The sequence below is a fragment of the Rahnella sp. BIGb0236 genome (assembly GCF_004364755.1).
GTDB classification, from domain to species: Bacteria; Pseudomonadota; Gammaproteobacteria; order Enterobacterales; family Enterobacteriaceae; genus Rahnella; species Rahnella victoriana.
Genome location: NZ_SOAO01000003.1, coordinates 73,566 through 89,023 on the forward strand (window position 1 = coordinate 73,566; position 15,458 = coordinate 89,023).

At 55.2% G+C, this 15,458-nt stretch carries 14 protein-coding genes; 10 read left to right on the top strand and 4 right to left on the bottom strand.

The features are described 5' to 3' along the window. Positions 1 to 77: 77 nt before the first annotated feature. Positions 78 to 968 (bottom strand): LysR substrate-binding domain-containing protein, encoded by an 891-nt coding sequence (locus tag EDF78_RS07225; protein ID WP_095923115.1) that lies wholly within the window; start codon positions 966 to 968, stop codon positions 78 to 80. Between the two features lie 155 nt (positions 969 to 1,123). Between EDF78_RS07225 and EDF78_RS07230 the strand changes: the two genes are divergently transcribed. The 7 genes from EDF78_RS07230 to EDF78_RS07260 all read left to right on the top strand — a co-directional run bounded on the left by EDF78_RS07230 (position 1,124) and on the right by EDF78_RS07260 (position 7,433). Continuing rightward, on the top strand, positions 1,124 to 2,611 hold the full coding sequence (locus EDF78_RS07230; protein ID WP_095923114.1) for a UbiD family decarboxylase: 1,488 nt from the start codon (positions 1,124 to 1,126) through the stop codon (positions 2,609 to 2,611). 9 nt (positions 2,612 to 2,620) lie between these two features. Continuing rightward, on the top strand, positions 2,621 to 3,241 hold the full coding sequence (locus tag EDF78_RS07235) for a UbiX family flavin prenyltransferase (protein ID WP_133822811.1): 621 nt from the start codon (positions 2,621 to 2,623) through the stop codon (positions 3,239 to 3,241). After that, positions 3,238 to 3,957 carry a DUF554 domain-containing protein gene (locus EDF78_RS07240; RefSeq protein ID WP_095923112.1) on the top strand — a complete coding sequence of 240 codons (720 nt, stop codon included), beginning with the start codon at positions 3,238 to 3,240 and terminating at the stop codon, positions 3,955 to 3,957. Before EDF78_RS07235 ends, EDF78_RS07240 begins: the two co-directional genes overlap by 4 nt. A 63-nt stretch (positions 3,958 to 4,020) precedes the next feature. Continuing rightward, positions 4,021 to 5,565 carry a NosD domain-containing protein gene (locus EDF78_RS07245; RefSeq protein ID WP_133822812.1) on the top strand — a complete coding sequence of 515 codons (1,545 nt, stop codon included), beginning with the start codon at positions 4,021 to 4,023 and terminating at the stop codon, positions 5,563 to 5,565. Between the two features lie 109 nt (positions 5,566 to 5,674). Further along, a complete protein-coding gene (aroD, locus tag EDF78_RS07250) occupies positions 5,675 to 6,559 on the top strand; it encodes a type I 3-dehydroquinate dehydratase (RefSeq protein WP_233432871.1) in 885 nt (294 codons plus the stop codon). Between the two features lie 238 nt (positions 6,560 to 6,797). Beyond that, complete coding sequence (locus EDF78_RS07255; RefSeq protein ID WP_119822714.1) at positions 6,798 to 7,055, top strand: DUF1471 domain-containing protein; 258 nt, start codon at positions 6,798 to 6,800, stop codon at positions 7,053 to 7,055. Positions 7,056 to 7,175: 120 nt separating this feature from the next. Continuing rightward, positions 7,176 to 7,433: a YdgH/BhsA/McbA-like domain containing protein gene (locus tag EDF78_RS07260; protein ID WP_119822713.1), complete on the top strand. Its 258-nt coding sequence runs from the start codon at positions 7,176 to 7,178 to the stop codon at positions 7,431 to 7,433. Between the two features lie 231 nt (positions 7,434 to 7,664). Here EDF78_RS07260 and EDF78_RS07265 read toward each other — a convergent pair whose 3' ends face one another. Further along, positions 7,665 to 9,263 carry a PAS domain-containing methyl-accepting chemotaxis protein gene (locus EDF78_RS07265; protein WP_133822813.1) on the bottom strand — a complete coding sequence of 533 codons (1,599 nt, stop codon included), beginning with the start codon at positions 9,261 to 9,263 and terminating at the stop codon, positions 7,665 to 7,667. A 493-nt stretch (positions 9,264 to 9,756) separates the two neighbouring features. On the opposite strand from EDF78_RS07265, the gene EDF78_RS07270 reads away from it, so the two are divergent. Then, on the top strand, positions 9,757 to 10,914 hold the full coding sequence (locus tag EDF78_RS07270; protein WP_095923088.1) for a M20 aminoacylase family protein: 1,158 nt from the start codon (positions 9,757 to 9,759) through the stop codon (positions 10,912 to 10,914). A 57-nt stretch (positions 10,915 to 10,971) separates the two neighbouring features. Here EDF78_RS07270 and choX read toward each other — a convergent pair whose 3' ends face one another. Continuing rightward, a complete protein-coding gene (choX, locus tag EDF78_RS07275; RefSeq protein ID WP_243839427.1) occupies positions 10,972 to 11,922 on the bottom strand; it encodes a choline ABC transporter substrate-binding protein in 951 nt (316 codons plus the stop codon). A 2-nt stretch (positions 11,923 to 11,924) separates the two neighbouring features. Next, the gene (betC, locus tag EDF78_RS07280; RefSeq protein WP_133822814.1) at positions 11,925 to 13,466 is read right to left on the bottom strand and encodes a choline-sulfatase; all 1,542 of its coding nucleotides are present in this window, start codon (positions 13,464 to 13,466) and stop codon (positions 11,925 to 11,927) included. A gap of 105 nt (positions 13,467 to 13,571) precedes the next feature. Between betC and EDF78_RS07285 the strand changes: the two genes are divergently transcribed. Both EDF78_RS07285 and EDF78_RS07290 read left to right on the top strand, forming a co-directional pair. Beyond that, complete coding sequence (locus EDF78_RS07285; protein WP_133822815.1) at positions 13,572 to 14,516, top strand: LysR substrate-binding domain-containing protein; 945 nt, start codon at positions 13,572 to 13,574, stop codon at positions 14,514 to 14,516. A 101-nt stretch (positions 14,517 to 14,617) separates the two neighbouring features. Continuing rightward, the gene (locus EDF78_RS07290) at positions 14,618 to 15,457 is read left to right on the top strand and encodes an ATP-binding cassette domain-containing protein (protein ID WP_133822816.1); all 840 of its coding nucleotides are present in this window, start codon (positions 14,618 to 14,620) and stop codon (positions 15,455 to 15,457) included. Position 15,458 lies beyond the last annotated feature (1 nt).

Genomic DNA, 15,458 nt, shown 5'->3' on the forward strand with positions numbered 1-15,458 from the left:
CGGCGATGGCGTTGGGAGTAATCCTGAAATACGGCGTCTTCAGTCTGTTCCCATTTTCAGTTTTCCGTTTTTGCCTGTCACGGATGGGTCAGTTCCCGCGCATAACGGATGAAATCCGTCAGGGCTTTATTTTTCAGATGCCGCTGCCAGCTGAGCGTCAGCGTGGTGGTTGCGCCGGGATCGGTCAGGAAGCAGTAGTTCACATCCGGGATCATCACTGACCGCTGCGTCTCCGGCACCAGCGTCACGCCCATGCCCATCGACACCAGCCCGATGGCTACCGACACATCCCGCGTAAACTGAATTTTCTTCGGCACGAATCCGGCCTGCTGACAGGCATTTATTGCTGACCAGCCGAGGCCAACGCCCGGCGGATCTTTCTGGATAAGGAACGGCGAATCTGACAGCGAGGAGAGCGATATTTTTTGCCCGGAGCCGAGCGGGTGGCTGCGTGGCAGCACGGCGATCAGCGGGCGGGTGGCGACATCAAGGTATTCCAGCTCAGGAAATTGCGGCACCGGCGAGCGCACCAGGGCGATATCCAGCTGATAATTGAGCAAAAGTGTTAGCTGCTCGTGAACGTTATGTTCCTCAATGACGATATCAATATCGGGTTTGTGCTTGCGATAACCATTGATTAACAGCGCCAGAGCCGGATCCAGAATCGACGATCCGACATACCCGAGTTTCAGTTGCCCTTTATGCCCGAGCCGCAAACTGCGCGCATTCTCGAGAAATTTCTCGTAGTGAGTGATGGCGATGCGGGCTTCTTCGACCAGTTGCTCTCCCTCGAAGGTCAGCGCCACATGGCGCTTGTCGCGGGTGAACAGCGGGATCCCCAGTGACTGTTCTAACGCCTTGATGTGCTGACTTAATGCGGGCTGGGCGATGTTCAGCTGCATGGCGGCTTTACCAAAATGCAGCACTTCCGCCAGCACCACAAACGAGTGTAATTGTCGGTAATCCATACGTCCTCCGGTGCGTTTTCCTCATAATAATCCCTTATCAAAGAGCGGTGTATTGTTATTGGACTCTTATCACCGATCCTTTGCAAACTGACCGGGCAGCGGCGATGAAGAGCCTGCCGGTGCATCCTCGATGACATGACTTTAAGGGGCACAAGATGTCTGAAGAACAAATAAAAGTGACGGATCTGCGGTCCGCGCTGGCGGTGTTAAGCCAGTACGACGATGAACTGATCTACACCGATGAGCCCGTGGATCCGATTGCGGAGTTATCCGGTGTATACCGCTACGTCGGTGCGCACGGCACCGTGAAACGTCCGACCCAAATCGGTCCGGCGATGATCTTTAATAAGGTCAAAGGGTATAACGACATGCGGGTGCTGATTGGCCTGCTGTCTTCCCGTAAACGTGTGGCGCGTCTGTTTGGCACCACGCCGGAAAATCTGGCGTTTATGCTGAAAGATTCCGTGTCGAATCCCATCCCGCCGATTGTTATTCCGCGTGAAAAAGCGGTCTGTCAGGAAGTGGTGCATCTGGCCACCGACCCGGATTTCGACATTCTGAAAATTCTGCCAGCCCCGACCAATACGCCGGAAGATGCGGGCCCGTATTTCACCCTCGGCATGTGCTACGCCGCCGACCCTGAAACCGGCGAGCATGACGTCACCATTCACCGTCTGTGCGTGCAGAGCAAAGACGAAATCTCCATGTATTTTGTGCCCGGCCGCCATCTGGATGTGTTCCGTCAGAAAGCCGAAGCCGCAGGCAAACCGCTGCCGATCACTATCAGCATCGGCGTCGATCCGGCGATTGAAATCGGTGCGTGCTTTGAGCCGCCAACCACACCGCTGGGCTTTGACGAACTGTCTATCGCGGGCAGCCTGCGTAATCAGGCCGTCGAACTGGTGGATGCTCTGACCGTCAGTGCGCGCGGTATTGCCAACGCCGAAGTGGTGATCGAAGGTGAACTGGTGCCGAACTACCGCGTCCGCGAAGATCAGAACACCAATACCGGCAAAGCGATGCCAGAGTTTCCGGGTTACACCGGTGCGGCGCAGGCTGAAGTGCCGGTGATTAAAGTGAAAGCCATTACGCACCGCCGCCATCCGATCCTGCAAACCTGTATCGGACCAAGCGACGAACACACCAACATGGCCGGTATTCCCACCGAAGCCAGCATTTTGCAGATGGTGGAACGCGCGCTGCCGGGCTTTGTGCAGAACGTTCACTGCCCGTCACCGGGTACCGGTAAATACCTCGCGGTGTTGCAGGTGAAAAAACGCTTTGCGGCCGATGAAGGTCGTCAGCGTCAGGCCGCACTGCTGGCGTTTGCTGCTTTCTCTGAGCTGAAACACGTGATGCTGGTGGATGAAGACGTCGATGTGTTCGACCTCAACGACGTGATCTGGGCGATGACCACCCGCTATCAGGGCGACGTCAGCACGGTGTTTATTCCCGGCGTGCGCTGCCATCCTCTCGATCCGTCTTCCGATCCGGCTTTCAGCCCGTCGGTACGCGACCACGGTATTGCCTGCAAAACCATTTTCGACTGCACAGTACCTTACAACCTGAAAGCGAATTTCCAGCGCAGCGAGTTCCTCGACGTGGATGTAAACCGCTTTATTCCGGGCTTCAGCAAAAAATAAGGAGACAGCATGTCAGGGTCTGCATTTAAGGCACCCCAAAAAACCCGCGTGATTGTCGGGATCAGCGGCGCGTCCGGGTTTTCCTATGGCGTTCAGGCGTTGCGTTACCTGCGTCAGCTCGATGTGGAAACGCATCTGGTGATTTCACCGGCCGGGCACCTCAACCGGGAACATGAAACCACGCTGACCGAAGCGGACGTGGCCGATCTGGCGGATGTGGTGTATCCCTTCCGCGCCGTCGGTGCGGCCATCGCCAGCGGATCGTTCCGTACGCTCGGCATGCTGGTGGCGCCATGTTCAATGCATACCCTGGCGGCTGTGGCCAATGGCCTGACGGATAACCTGCTGACCCGGGCGGCAGACGTCGTTTTAAAAGAACGACGCCGGCTGGTGATGATGGTGCGTGAAACGCCGCTGCACGCGGGGCATTTACGCAACATGCAACAGGTCACGGAATGCGGCGGCATTGTTTTTCCGCCGGTTCCTGCCCTGTACGCCAGACCTACCAGTGTGGAAGACATCATCGCGCACAGCGTGGCGCGGGCGCTGGGACTGCTGGATCTGGACTGTGCCGATCTGCCCCGCTGGGGCGAAAACATGACGTTAATGACCAGGAGTAATAACCCGTGATTATCGGACCTTATATCAACGGCTCTGCCGTTTTGCTCGGCGGGATTGTCGGCGCGTTGCTCAGTAACCGCCTGCCGGAACGTCTGCGTAACTCCATGCCGCTTATTTTCGGGGCGGCCTCGATGTGTATGGGGATCGTGCTGGTGGTGAAAGTCAGCCACATGCCGGTGATGGTGCTGTCGGTGATCCTCGGCGCGTTGCTGGGCGAACTCTGTTATCTGGAGAAAGGCATCGGCAAGCTGGGCAGCAAAGCCCGCAGTCTGGTGGAGATTTTTGTCAAATCCGATCCGGGCGATCAGGAATCTCAGGAGAAGTTCCTGCAAAGCTACGTGGCGATTATCGTGTTGTTCTGCGCCAGCGGCACCGGGATTTTCGGTTCCATGCATGAAGGCATGACCGGCGATACCAGCGTGCTGATCGCCAAATCGTTCCTCGATCTGTTCACTGCCGCCATTTTTGCCACCACGCTCGGTTTTGCCGTGGCCGTCGTCGCGGTACCGCAGTTGATCATTCAGTTGCTGCTGGCGTACGGCGCGGTGTTTATTCTGCCGCTGACCACGCCGGAAATGCAGGCGGATTTCTCTGCCGTCGGCGGTGTATTGATGTTCGCCACCGGTTTTCGTATCTGCGGCATCAAAATCTTTCCGGTCGCCAACATGTTGCCCGCGCTGGTGCTGGCCATGCCGATTTCGAGTTTATGGGTACATTTTTTCTGAATTAACGACCCCCGCCTCCGCGGGAAACACCGTGTTTTTATCTAAGAAGAAACAGGTTCTGTCATGATAAAAAATAAAATTTCTATGGCGCTGGCATTACTCATGCCTTTCGCGTCATTTGCAGCAGAGAATACTTATACCGCACCAGAAATCTTAAAAGTCACCTCATCCGCCGATGACGGCAGCGCAGGCACCTTGCGCTGGGCGCTGGAGAAAAATAACCAGAACGCCGGGCATTACCGCATTGAACTTCAGTCACCGGATCATCACCCGTTAGTGATTAAACCGCTTAAACCGTTACCGGCGATCCTCGGGCCGGTGGATATCATCAACCTAGACTGGCAGAAAAGCGGCCAGTTCGCCGCCATCGATGGTACCGGTTATATCAAAGGCAGCGAACCGCAATCCTGTCCGGGCGCGGTCAGCGGTCAGTACGGCGCGAACGTGCGCACGACGACCATGCCGGGACTGGTGTTGCGCGATACCCATGACGTCACGTTGCAGGGGCTGGAAGTGCGTAACTTCTGTATCGGCATCCTGATCAATCGCGCGAAAGATAACGTCATTGAAGATAACCGTATTGTGGGCAATCACGGTGGCGCGGGGATCATGATGACGGGCGATGACGGCAAGGGGAATTCCACCGCCACCACCACCGAGCGTAATAAAATTATCCGTAATACTTTCGTGAACAATGGCGACGCGATGGAAGCCACGCGTGGCGCATCATTCAACCTGATTGCGGATAACTTTGTGACTACCGACGAGGTGAACAACAAAGAACCTTCGCAGGGGCTGGAAATGCTGTGGGGCAATGATAATGAGGTGCTGCATAACCACTTCGAAAATTATTCTGACGGCGTGCAGCTTAACTGGGGCAACCGCAATTATATTGCCGGAAACACCTTCACCCATCTGTCTTCCGCCGTCACGCTCAGCGGCACCGGCAATATCGTCGACAGCAATATCATGACCGGTAACCGTGTTGCCGTGTCCGTCCGTCCGCAGGGCGAACCGGGCAAAGACGGCGCGTTTGGTATCAACCGTATCACCGGACCGGCAGTTAACCGCATTACGGCGAACATCATGATCGACAACGGCAAACCGGTGAACCGTTGCTTTGCGGGCGGCAGTTGCCTGTCAGGTTTTGCGGGGGCGATTGTGTTTAATGTGCCGGGGCTGGAACACGCGGCCTTTATCGGCAACCGCGGCGGCGGTATCAGTAACGACACCAGCACGCTGGAAAAAATTTGTGCGATTGATGGTCAGTCTGCGGACTGTGAAAAAACGCCGAATAAAGATCAGCACGCACCTGCGATTACGCACGTCAGCCGCAGCCAGAACAGCCTGACCGTAGACGGCAAAGTGAACGGCGAGGCGAATACGCTGTACCGCATCGAGTTCTTCTCCAACAGCAAATCCACGCAGGATGAAGCGGAAAACTATCTCGGCTATCAGCTGGTGCCGATCGACGCCAAAGGGCAGGGGATCATCCACGATCAGCTGACCGTGGCTGCCGGTTTACACATTGCCAATGTCACCTCCACCGCCACCACCAGCGACGGCGCCACTTCGCCACTGAGCAAACCGGCCGCGCTGACACAATAAATCCTCTCCAGCCTTCGTCCTGACAAAGTGCATTCCCTGCAAATAATAAAATGTCGCCCGGTGGCGTTCGCCACCGGGCAGACGTGTCACGATATTCAACAGGAAGACTATGATGAGACTGACCAAAACCTTATTAGCCCTTTCACTTTTACTGAGCGTGCAGGGTGCCGCGATGGCTGCACAGACCAGCGCACCGGCGGCGGCTGTGATGCAGCGTCACGCCGTGCCGATCACCATCCGCCACACGGTGATTGGTGAAGGTACTCCGAAAATTATCATCCCGACCACCGGCACCACAGCCGGTCAGGTGCTGGAACAGGCCAAAGCCATCGGCGCCAACCCGGATGCTGATCTGATTGAATACCGCATCGATTACCTGACTTTTGCCAGTGACGCCACCAAAGTCGGCGCGCTGGGCAAACAGGTTGCGGCCGCTGCGGACGGTAAACCGCTGATCCTCACCTTCCGCACGCAGGCCGAAGGCGGCATGAAAACCATCAGCGATAAAGCATATGGCGATCTGTACCTGTCGCTGATCAACGATCACTTCATCGATATTCTTGACGTAGAGATGTTCCGCGATGCGAAAGTGGTGAATCAGGTGGTTGCTGCCGCGCATAAAGCTGGGATCAAAGTGGTGATGTCCAGCCATGATTTCCACAACACGCCGTCGGTAGCCGATATCGTTGCCCGCCTGCGCAAACAAGACAGCATGGGCGCGGATATCCTGAAAATCGCCGTGATGCCGCACAACCCGGAAGACGTAGTCAGACTGATGGATGCCACAGCGCAAATCCGTGATCAGTATTCCCTGAAACCCTTGCTCACCATGTCAATGGGCGGGCTGGGCGCGGTATCCCGACTTTCCGGTGAAGTGTTCGGTGATGATCTGACGTTTGGTATGCTGGGCACGCCTTCAGCACCGGGCCAGATTGAAGCGCATCAGCTTCATCAGGAAATGAATACCCTGCATCTTGCGATAACCAGCCACTAACTGTTCTGCGGCAGAGCATCCCGTCTCTGCCGTTCCCCTTTCGATCTTCGCACCTTTTTTCCGCCTGTTCCTTGCGATCGCATAATTAGTTAACGGTCATTAAATAAATCTCTTGCACAAATTCTCAGCGACGCTTAGTATTTACTTATCGAACGTTAATTAATAAATAACGTTGACCTGAAACTGAGGTGCCTGAAGAGGGCACCCCGAAAAAAATTAACGAACAGGAATTAACATCATGAAAACGCTCGCTATGACCATCGCTGCTCTGACACTGGCAACTGCTTCATTCTCAACACTGGCTGCCACAGAAGTGGGATCTGCTCCGCTGACATTGCATCCGGTCGGTACCGTCAGCGCCACCTCAAACGGTGACCTGAGTACCTTGCAGTCAAAACTGAATGCGAAAGCTGACGCCGCCGGTGCCACGTCTTATCGCATCATCGGGGCTTCCGGTGAAAACCACATGTACGGGACAGCGGAACTTTATAAATAAGCACAACCGCATCCCGGCTGAATGAATTAAGAAGTGAATCGGACAGAATATCGCTTCGCACCTGACGACAAATTTTTGACAACGTCTGCGAAGTAAGACTATCGAATTGAGGAAAATATTATGAAAAACATCGCTATGACCATCGCCGCTCTGACACTGGCAACCGCATCATTCACCACCCTGGCCGCGACAGAAGTTCAGTCTGCGCCTGCGGGTCAGCAATCCATCGGTGTGGTCGGTGCATCTACCACCGGTTCCATCTCCGGTCTGCAATCAGAACTGAATGCCAAAGCCACTCAGGCGGGCGCAAGTTCTTACCGCATTATCGGCGCATCCGGTAACAACCAGCTTTACGGTACTGCAGAGATTTATAAATAAGCGACGCAGTCACCAGCAGTATGCAGAAGAGGCGGCGTTTGCCGCCTTTTTCGTGTCTGCGGCTAACGGTATTTATGGAAGTGATTATTGCGGCTCTTACGGTTGATATACCCATGCGGTCCGCTGCCCGCTTTCGCCATGGCTTTCATATGCTCAAGGTCTTTCAGCGCGGGGCGGATGCGGTGGCGTGGGGATCACCGGCCGAAACGGAATAAACCTGCCCGCCTGAGATCAGCGGGCCGCCATCTCCTCAAACCCGGCCTGCAACGAAGACCGGCTTTCCATTTTGGTCATCTGACCGCCGTAGACATCAATGGCACTTCTCAGGCGGGTGGCCTGATAATTCAGGGTTTCCGAGGATTCCGACGACTGCGCGACCATCTCGGCGTTGTTCTGCGTCATGGTTTCAATCTGCGCCAGCGAGGTGTTGATCAGCGTCAGCGCTGAGGTCTGTTCGCGGGTCGCATGGCTGATCTCCCTGATCAACCCCGACATCTGCACCACTTCCGCGATAATTTCGCTGATCTGCTTCCCGGCATTTTCGACCATATGCCCGCCGGTTTCGACGCTGTGCATATTGGCTTCGATCAGCGCCTTGATCTCTTTGGCCGCCGTGGCGGAACGCTGCGCCAGCACGCGGACTTCGGCGGCCACCACCGCAAATCCGCGACCTTCGGTGCCTGCGCGCGCGGCTTCCACCGCCGCATTCAGCGCCAGAATGTTGGTCTGGAAGGCGATGCCGTCGATCACTGAAATGATATCCACCACCTTATTACTGGCCTGAGAAATCGACTGCATCATGCCGATGGTTTCCTGCATGATGTTGCCGCCTTTCTGAGCCACGGCGGTGGCGCTGTCCGCCAGTTTGCTGGCCTGCACCACGGTGTCTGCGCTCTGTTCCACGGCACCGGTGATTTCTTCAATGGCGGCGGCGGTCTGCTGAAGGTTGGCCGCTGTTTCTTCTGTTCGGGCGCTGAGGGCGGTGCTGTTTTTCGCCATCAGCTCACTGATGTGCGCGATCCCGCCGACCTGCGTACCGACATCTTCCACCAGCGAATGCAGGTTCAGACCAAACTGATTAATCGAACGCATCAGCAGGCCGATCTCATCCACCCGGTTCAGATGGATGGAATCGGCTTTCTTACCGGAAACCACCTGCTGCGCCTGCGCCAGGATCATGTTTATCGGACGGCGGATTTGCGATTGAAGGAAGATATCGGCAGCCAGTAACACCAGCACCGTGGCAATGACGCTTTCCGTGACATTGATCTCCGAAAAAGAAAATAAGAGCGGGAAAAGGCCGGCGATAAATAGCGGCAAACGTAAACGCCAGCTAACGGGAAGTTTTTGTAATATGGATAATCCTGAAAATAAACCGGTGCGCACCACCAGGCCTTTATAAAACTTGCGGCTTCCGGCGGTGTTATTTTTCACCTTTTTGTATATGTTTTCTGCGGCGTTTATTTCCTGTTCATCCGGTTTATTGCGCACGGAAATATAACCGGTCAGTTTATCGCGGTGATAAACCGGTGTGACGTTCGCGCGTACCCAGTAGTGATCGCCGTTTTTGCGACGGTTCTTCACCAGGCCGGTCCAGCTGTCGCCCTGTTGCAGGGTAAACCACATGTCGGCAAAGGCTTCCACCGGCATGTCGGGGTGACGCACCAGATTATGCGGTTTGAAGATCAGTTCATCTTCAGAGAACCCGCTGACATTAATAAACGCTGAATTGGCATAAATAATACGGCTGTTGATATCCGTCGTGGACATTAACGTCGTGCCGGGATCTAACTGATATTCCCGTTGTGACACTGGCATGTTTACGCGCATGTAAATCCTCTGGAAACACTTTGAGTTGCAATAATAACTATGCAGAGGATTTATTTTTCTTTCCAGCGGTATTTATTTTACCGTCCTTCGTCAAGGAGCCAGTTAAATAATAAAGGTTAATTTTATTGTTGAATTAATATCAATGTAATATTTATGTAGAAAGAAGGTTCTTTAATTGCGATATAGAAAAATCCGGCCTAAGTTAAATTTTAATGCGTAATCAGGATAAATCGTACTTAGTGATTTCGGAAGGCGCTGATGGCGAAAAAAACACCGCGCCGGCGCGGGTTTTTCATTCAAGCAATATTGAAGGGTGCGGCAAATACTGGGCAAATTCCTAAAATGCGGCGGTGACCCCTTCCCGGCGGACCGCGGCGGGGCCGGGAAGCCGATTTCCCGTTTATCGGTTCACGGCGGGATGTGATACTTTGAAGCATTAGCGTGCCGGTGGGAGCATCTCACCGTGTTGAATTCAGAACAGCACAGAGGGTTTATGGCGGTCATTTCCGGACAGATTATCGAGCAGGCGAAACAGTGGCGTCGCGACTTTCACAGGCGACCTGAACTTGGCCTGAATGAGCATGGCACCGCAAAAATCATCAGTGAACTGTTGCTGTCGTTTGGTCTTGAAGTCCATACAGGTATCGCCGAAACCGGCGTGATCGCCACATTACGCAACGGCGACGGCCCGTCAATCGGCCTGCGCGCGGATATCGATGCGCTGCCCATTCATGAACTGAATGATTTTGCGCACCAGTCGCAAAACCCCGGGCTGATGCACGCCTGCGGGCATGACGGCCACACCTCCATTCTGCTGGGCGCGGCGAAACACCTGAGCGAACATCGCGATTTTCGCGGCACCGTGCATTTCATCTTCCAGCCCGCAGAGGAAAACTTCGGCGGCGGTGAGATGATGGTGAAAGAAGGGCTGTTTGAACGTTTTCCGATGCAGGCGGTGTATGCGCTGCATAACTGGCCAGGGCTGCCGGTCGGCGAGGTGGCGGTCAGTCAGGGGCCAATGATGGCCTCGCAGGATAATTTCTATATCACGCTGACCGGCAAAGGCTGTCACGCGGCGATGCCGGAACTGGGCGCGGATCCGGTGGTGGCCGGTGCGCAGCTGATCCTGTCATTGCAAAGCCTGATTTCCCGCCGGTTGTCGCCGCTGGAACAAACGGTGATCAGCCTGACCCAGTTACAGGCCGGTGAAGCGATCAACGTCATCCCTGAAACGCTGCACATGTCGGGGACATTGCGTTGTCTGAGCACTAAAACCCGTGAAACCTGCTGGCGGCTGATTGAAGAATACGTCAAAGCGGTGCCGCAGCCTTACGGTGTGAAAGGCGAAGTGCGCTGGGAATTCGGTTATCCGGTGACGCAGAACCATGCGGCGCAGGCGGAGATCGTTCGGGACGCAGCTGAAAACACGCCGGGCATTCAGAAGGTGCATTTCAACAATGCGCCGTCGATGGCCGCCGAGGATTTTGCCTATTTACTTGAAGCCTGTCCGGGGGCCTATTTCTGGCTGGGCGCAGATGGCGCGACGCCGTCCGCCTCGCTGCACAGCCCGCGTTATGACTTTAATGACGACATTATTCCGCTCGGCATCGGTGTGCTGACCACGCTGGTGGAACGTGAACTGAAAGCCTGACGCGTTGCGCGTCGCAGTGAAAAGCCAGACGCAGCGATGCGCCTGGCTTTTTTGTTATCAAAGTCCCAGAGCTTTTTTCACCGCGCTTTCTGCGGGCTGCCCGTCGCGGGTGGTGACGTCTTTCAGCCAGCCGGTCAGCAGTTCAGGCCGTTTCGCCAGTTCGGCGCGGGCGGCATCCTGCGGCGTTTGCTTGTCATCCAGCACGCGGGTGATGATGGCGTTTTCCAGCGGCACATCAAATTTAAGCTGCGTGAAGAAGCGGTTAAGGTTCGGACACTGGCTGGCGAAATCTTTGCGGGTCACCGTATTCACCGTCGCGCTGCCGTAGTCCGGACCAAACCATTTGTCGCCGCCGCTGAGATAAGTCAGTTTAAAACGCGTGTTCATCGCATGCGGCTCCCAGCCCAGAAACACAATCCATTGCTGACGATCCACCGCCCGCGTGACCTGCGCCAGCATGCCGCTTTCGCTCGATTCGACCAGACTCCAGTCTTTCAGGCCGAAATCATGGGTATCCAGCATTTTTTTGATGTTCTGATTGGCGGGCGCACCCGGCGCAATGCCATAGATTTTATGGTCAAACTTCGCGGCATATTTTTCCAGATCGGCAAAATCCTTCACGCCTGCCGCTGCCACGTAATCCGGCACCGCCAGCGTAAATTTGGCGGCGGGTAAGTTTGCTCCGATCACTTTGATCGCGCCATCATCGGCAAATTTGGCAATCACCGGCGCCTGTGCGGGCATCCAGTTGCCTAAAAACACATCCAGCTGACCGGTTTTCAATCCCTGAAACGCCAGTGCCACCGAGAGATTCTGCACTTTTTGCTGATAACCCAGCGCGTTCAGCACCACGCCGGAAAGGGCGTTGGTGGCGGCGATATCTGTCCAGCCCGGATCGGACTGATTCACTGTTGCGCAGCGGGCATCGTCGGCGGCAAAACTGCTCAAAGGCAGCAGGCTGCTACCGGCAAGCAACATCAGTGAGGTCAGTTTTTTTATCATCATCATTATTATTTCCCTGTCGGGTGTGGATTAGGGCGCGGGTAACGGGCAAAGGCTTCCTGCTCGTCCAGCGTCTGGTGATTGCGAATGTAACGTTGGGAGGCCGCCTGATGCGGCTGAAAATCCCACTGCGGAATGGCATCACGACCGGCGATGTCGGTCAGATACAACCTTTTAAGCTGGCTGGCGCGCACCTGCCGGTTGAGCAGTTCCAGATCCCAGCGGCTGGCGACTTCAGCGGCAAAATCCGCCACGGTGTCCCGGTATTGCGCATCAGAGGCCAGATTTTTCAGTTCAAAGGGATCCTGACCGAGATGGTAAAGATGCGGCGCTTCGGTGAGCGAATGAATGTATTTCCACGGGCCGCGACGGATCATCACCATCGGCTCGATAGCGCCTTCCGCCAGATATTCGCCGCAGGCCTCATCGCTGCCCGATTGCCCGTTGAGATGCGGCACCAGACTGTGGCCGTCAAGCGGCGCGACCGGCTGGCGCAGACGGGCTTCGCCGCCCGCCAGTTCGGTGAACGTCGGCAGTAAATCCATCAGCGAGACATTTTCAGCCACGCGGTGCGGCGTAAAACGTTTCGGGTTATGCACGATCAGCGGCACGCGCACCGCGCCTTCAAAGAAGGTCATTTTGTACCACAGGCCGCGCTCGCCCAGCATTTCGCCGTGGTCGGCGATGACAAATACCACGGTGTCTTCCGCCAGCCCGGTGTCTTCCAGCGTGCGGATCACCTCACCAAAGCAGTCATCGACATAGGCAATCGAACCGTAATAGGCGTGGCGCGCACGGCGGATTTGCGCGTCGCTCAGCAATCCCTCTTCCAGCTGATACATGGCGCGCAGACGCTGCGAGTGTGCATCGTCTTCAATATCGGCGGCACCGGTGACCGGCAGATCGATATCTTCCTCATTGAAACGGTCAAGATAGCGGCGCGGAATGGCAAAAGGATCGTGCGGATGGGTCAGTGAAAGCAGTAACAGAAACGGCTGATCCTCCGGTTTACGTGCGGCGTTATACAGCCGCTGGCGGGCCATAAACAACGCTTCATCATCGAAATCCAGCTGGTTAGTGCGCACACACTCACCGGCTTCCAGTACCGAACTCATATTATGGAACCAGTCCAGACGGCGGTCGGGATGCTGCCAGTCCGGCGTCCAGCCAAAATCTGCCGGATAAATATCGGTGGTCAGGCGCTCGTCAAACCCGTGTAACTGGTCCGGGCCGCAGAAATGCATCTTGCCCGACAGCCACGTGCGATAACCCTGTTCACGCAGGTAATGGCAAAAGGTCGGGGAATCGGCGCGAAACTCCGCCGCATTGTCAAAGACGCCGTTTTTCGACAACAACTGGCCGGTCATGAAAGACGCCCGCGACGGCGCGCACAAGGGACTGCTGCAATAGGCCGATTCAAACACCACGCCCTCATCCGCCAGTTTGTTGATATTCGGCGTCAGGCTGACATTATTTCCGTAAGTGCGTAATGCGCCCGCGGTCAGTTGATCCGCCATAAGAATAACGATATTCGGTTTATTTATAAGCATCATTAACCTGAAATAAAATTTAATTTGTGAACTGTGATATTTTTATCGCACGCCTTTTTCATTCTGTGAAGAGGTGATTAAATTATCATGGCATAAGGTGGCGTTATGGCAGGGAAATTAGAGTTACCGCCTTTACAGGTGTTAGTGGTATTTGAGGCCGCCGCGCGCCACGGTAATTTTACGGCGGCAGGAAATGAACTCGGACTTTCACAACCGGCAGTCAGTCAGCGTATTCAGATGCTGGAAAATATCCTTAACGGACCGCTGTTTGAACGGCGTCATCGCGGGGTGCAACTGACCGAATCCGGCAATGCGCTTTACCAGATTGTCCGCACCAGCCTGACGGACATCAGCGAGCAAATTCAACGCACGCGCCATCAGCGCAGCACGCTGCGAATAGACACCGACATGGGCTTCGCCAGCTACTGGCTGATGCCCCGGATGAACGCCATTCAGGCGCTGATCCCTGGGGTGGAAGTGCAGGTATCGACCTCACCGAATGACTACAATTTTCGCGATAACAATGCCCATCTGGCAATCTACTTTGGTAACGGTAACTGGCCGGGGACGCATGCGCAAAAGCTGTTTCCGGAGGATGTCATTCCTGTGTGTAATGAACAGGTTATGCGAAATCTGAAACAGAATCATAACCCGCAGGATCTGCTGAATTTCCCGCTACTGAAGCTGCCGGAAACCCGCCCGCAACGCTGGCTGACCTGGGAAGACTGGTTCCGTTCGCAGGGCGTGGCGATGCATCATCACGCCGGTTCGCGGACCTTCAATGCCTACTCGCTGGTGATCCAGGCGGCGGTGGAGGGGCAGGGGATTGCCCTCGGCTGGCGGCCGCTGATTTCGGCGCTGCTGGAGAGCAAGCAACTGTTTATTTGCGGCCCGCAGGTGCGCACTGAACGGGGCTATTATCTGATCACCGCAGGGGGAAAACCGGCCTCCGCGCAGCAGGAAAAAGTCACCCGCTGGTTATTAAACGAGGCGTGGAATTTCCATCATACTTTGCCGCATAAAGACGATGCATTGCTAAAATATGAATAAGCTAATGCGAAATATCTCTATCGCGTTTTTCAAAAGAGGTAACTTATATTCATTATTTTGAGTTAGCGTAATAAGGTAATTAAAACCTGTGTGAAGCCATTATGTCGCAACCCATCATCGAGTTACGCAATGTCGTTAAGAATTATTCTGCGTCGTCCGGAAAGTCATTATTTTCCCGTGCGCAGAATACACCGTCAGCCAATGCCTTAAGCGATATTAATTTACAGATTTATGCCGGTGAGATTTTTGTCATCGTCGGGCTTTCGGGATCCGGGAAATCGACGCTGCTGCGCACGCTGAATTTTCTCATTCAGCCCACCGGCGGCGAGGTGCTGTTTCAGGGGCAGGCTCTCGGCAGCCTGAATGCCCGCGAGATGATCACCCTGCGGCGCGGCCAGACCGGCATGGTTTTTCAGTCGTTCGCGCTGTTTGACGAACGCACCGTGCTTGATAACGTCGCGTTCGGGCTGGAAGTCTCAGGCATCAGCCGGGAAGCGCGTCATCAGCGCGCGGCAACCATGCTGGAACGGGTCGGGCTGTCGCACGTCGCGACACAATATCCGCCTCAGCTTTCCGGCGGTATGCAGCAGCGTGTCGGCCTCGCCAGGGCGCTGGTGGTGAATCCGGCGTTGTTGCTGATGGATGAAGCCTTTTCGGCCCTCGATCCGATTATCCGGCGTGAGATGCAGTCGCTGTTGCTGGCATTGCAGCGGGAACAGCAACGCACGGTGGTGTTTGTCACGCACGATATGGAAGAGGCGCTGCGGCTCGGGACGCGCATTGCGATTATGCAGGAAGGCAAACTGGTGCAGGTCGGCACGCCGGAAAACATCATTAATGCGCCCGCATCGCCTTATGTCCGTCACTTTTTCTCCGGCGTCGACACCTCGCGCTGGCAGCTGGCGGAATCTTATGCCGATGTCTGGCAACCGCCAGAATAAT

What these genes read in the sequence shown, in the direction of transcription:
- EDF78_RS07225 (WP_095923115.1), bottom strand. Translation starts at nt 968, where the DNA reads ATGGATTACCGACAATTACACTCGTTTGTGGTGCTGGCGGAAGTGCTG.
- EDF78_RS07230 (WP_095923114.1), top strand. Translation starts at nt 1,124, where the DNA reads ATGTCTGAAGAACAAATAAAAGTGACGGATCTGCGGTCCGCGCTGGCG.
- EDF78_RS07235 (WP_133822811.1), top strand. Translation starts at nt 2,621, where the DNA reads ATGTCAGGGTCTGCATTTAAGGCACCCCAAAAAACCCGCGTGATTGTC.
- EDF78_RS07245 (WP_133822812.1), top strand. Translation starts at nt 4,021, where the DNA reads ATGATAAAAAATAAAATTTCTATGGCGCTGGCATTACTCATGCCTTTC.
- aroD (WP_233432871.1), top strand. Translation starts at nt 5,675, where the DNA reads ATGATGAGACTGACCAAAACCTTATTAGCCCTTTCACTTTTACTGAGC.
- EDF78_RS07255 (WP_119822714.1), top strand. Translation starts at nt 6,798, where the DNA reads ATGAAAACGCTCGCTATGACCATCGCTGCTCTGACACTGGCAACTGCT.
- EDF78_RS07260 (WP_119822713.1), top strand. Translation starts at nt 7,176, where the DNA reads ATGAAAAACATCGCTATGACCATCGCCGCTCTGACACTGGCAACCGCA.
- EDF78_RS07265 (WP_133822813.1), bottom strand. Translation starts at nt 9,263, where the DNA reads ATGCGCGTAAACATGCCAGTGTCACAACGGGAATATCAGTTAGATCCC.
- EDF78_RS07270 (WP_095923088.1), top strand. Translation starts at nt 9,757, where the DNA reads ATGGCGGTCATTTCCGGACAGATTATCGAGCAGGCGAAACAGTGGCGT.
- choX (WP_243839427.1), bottom strand. Translation starts at nt 11,922, where the DNA reads ATGATGATGATAAAAAAACTGACCTCACTGATGTTGCTTGCCGGTAGC.
- betC (WP_133822814.1), bottom strand. Translation starts at nt 13,466, where the DNA reads ATGCTTATAAATAAACCGAATATCGTTATTCTTATGGCGGATCAACTG.
- EDF78_RS07285 (WP_133822815.1), top strand. Translation starts at nt 13,572, where the DNA reads ATGGCAGGGAAATTAGAGTTACCGCCTTTACAGGTGTTAGTGGTATTT.
- EDF78_RS07290 (WP_133822816.1), top strand. Translation starts at nt 14,618, where the DNA reads ATGTCGCAACCCATCATCGAGTTACGCAATGTCGTTAAGAATTATTCT.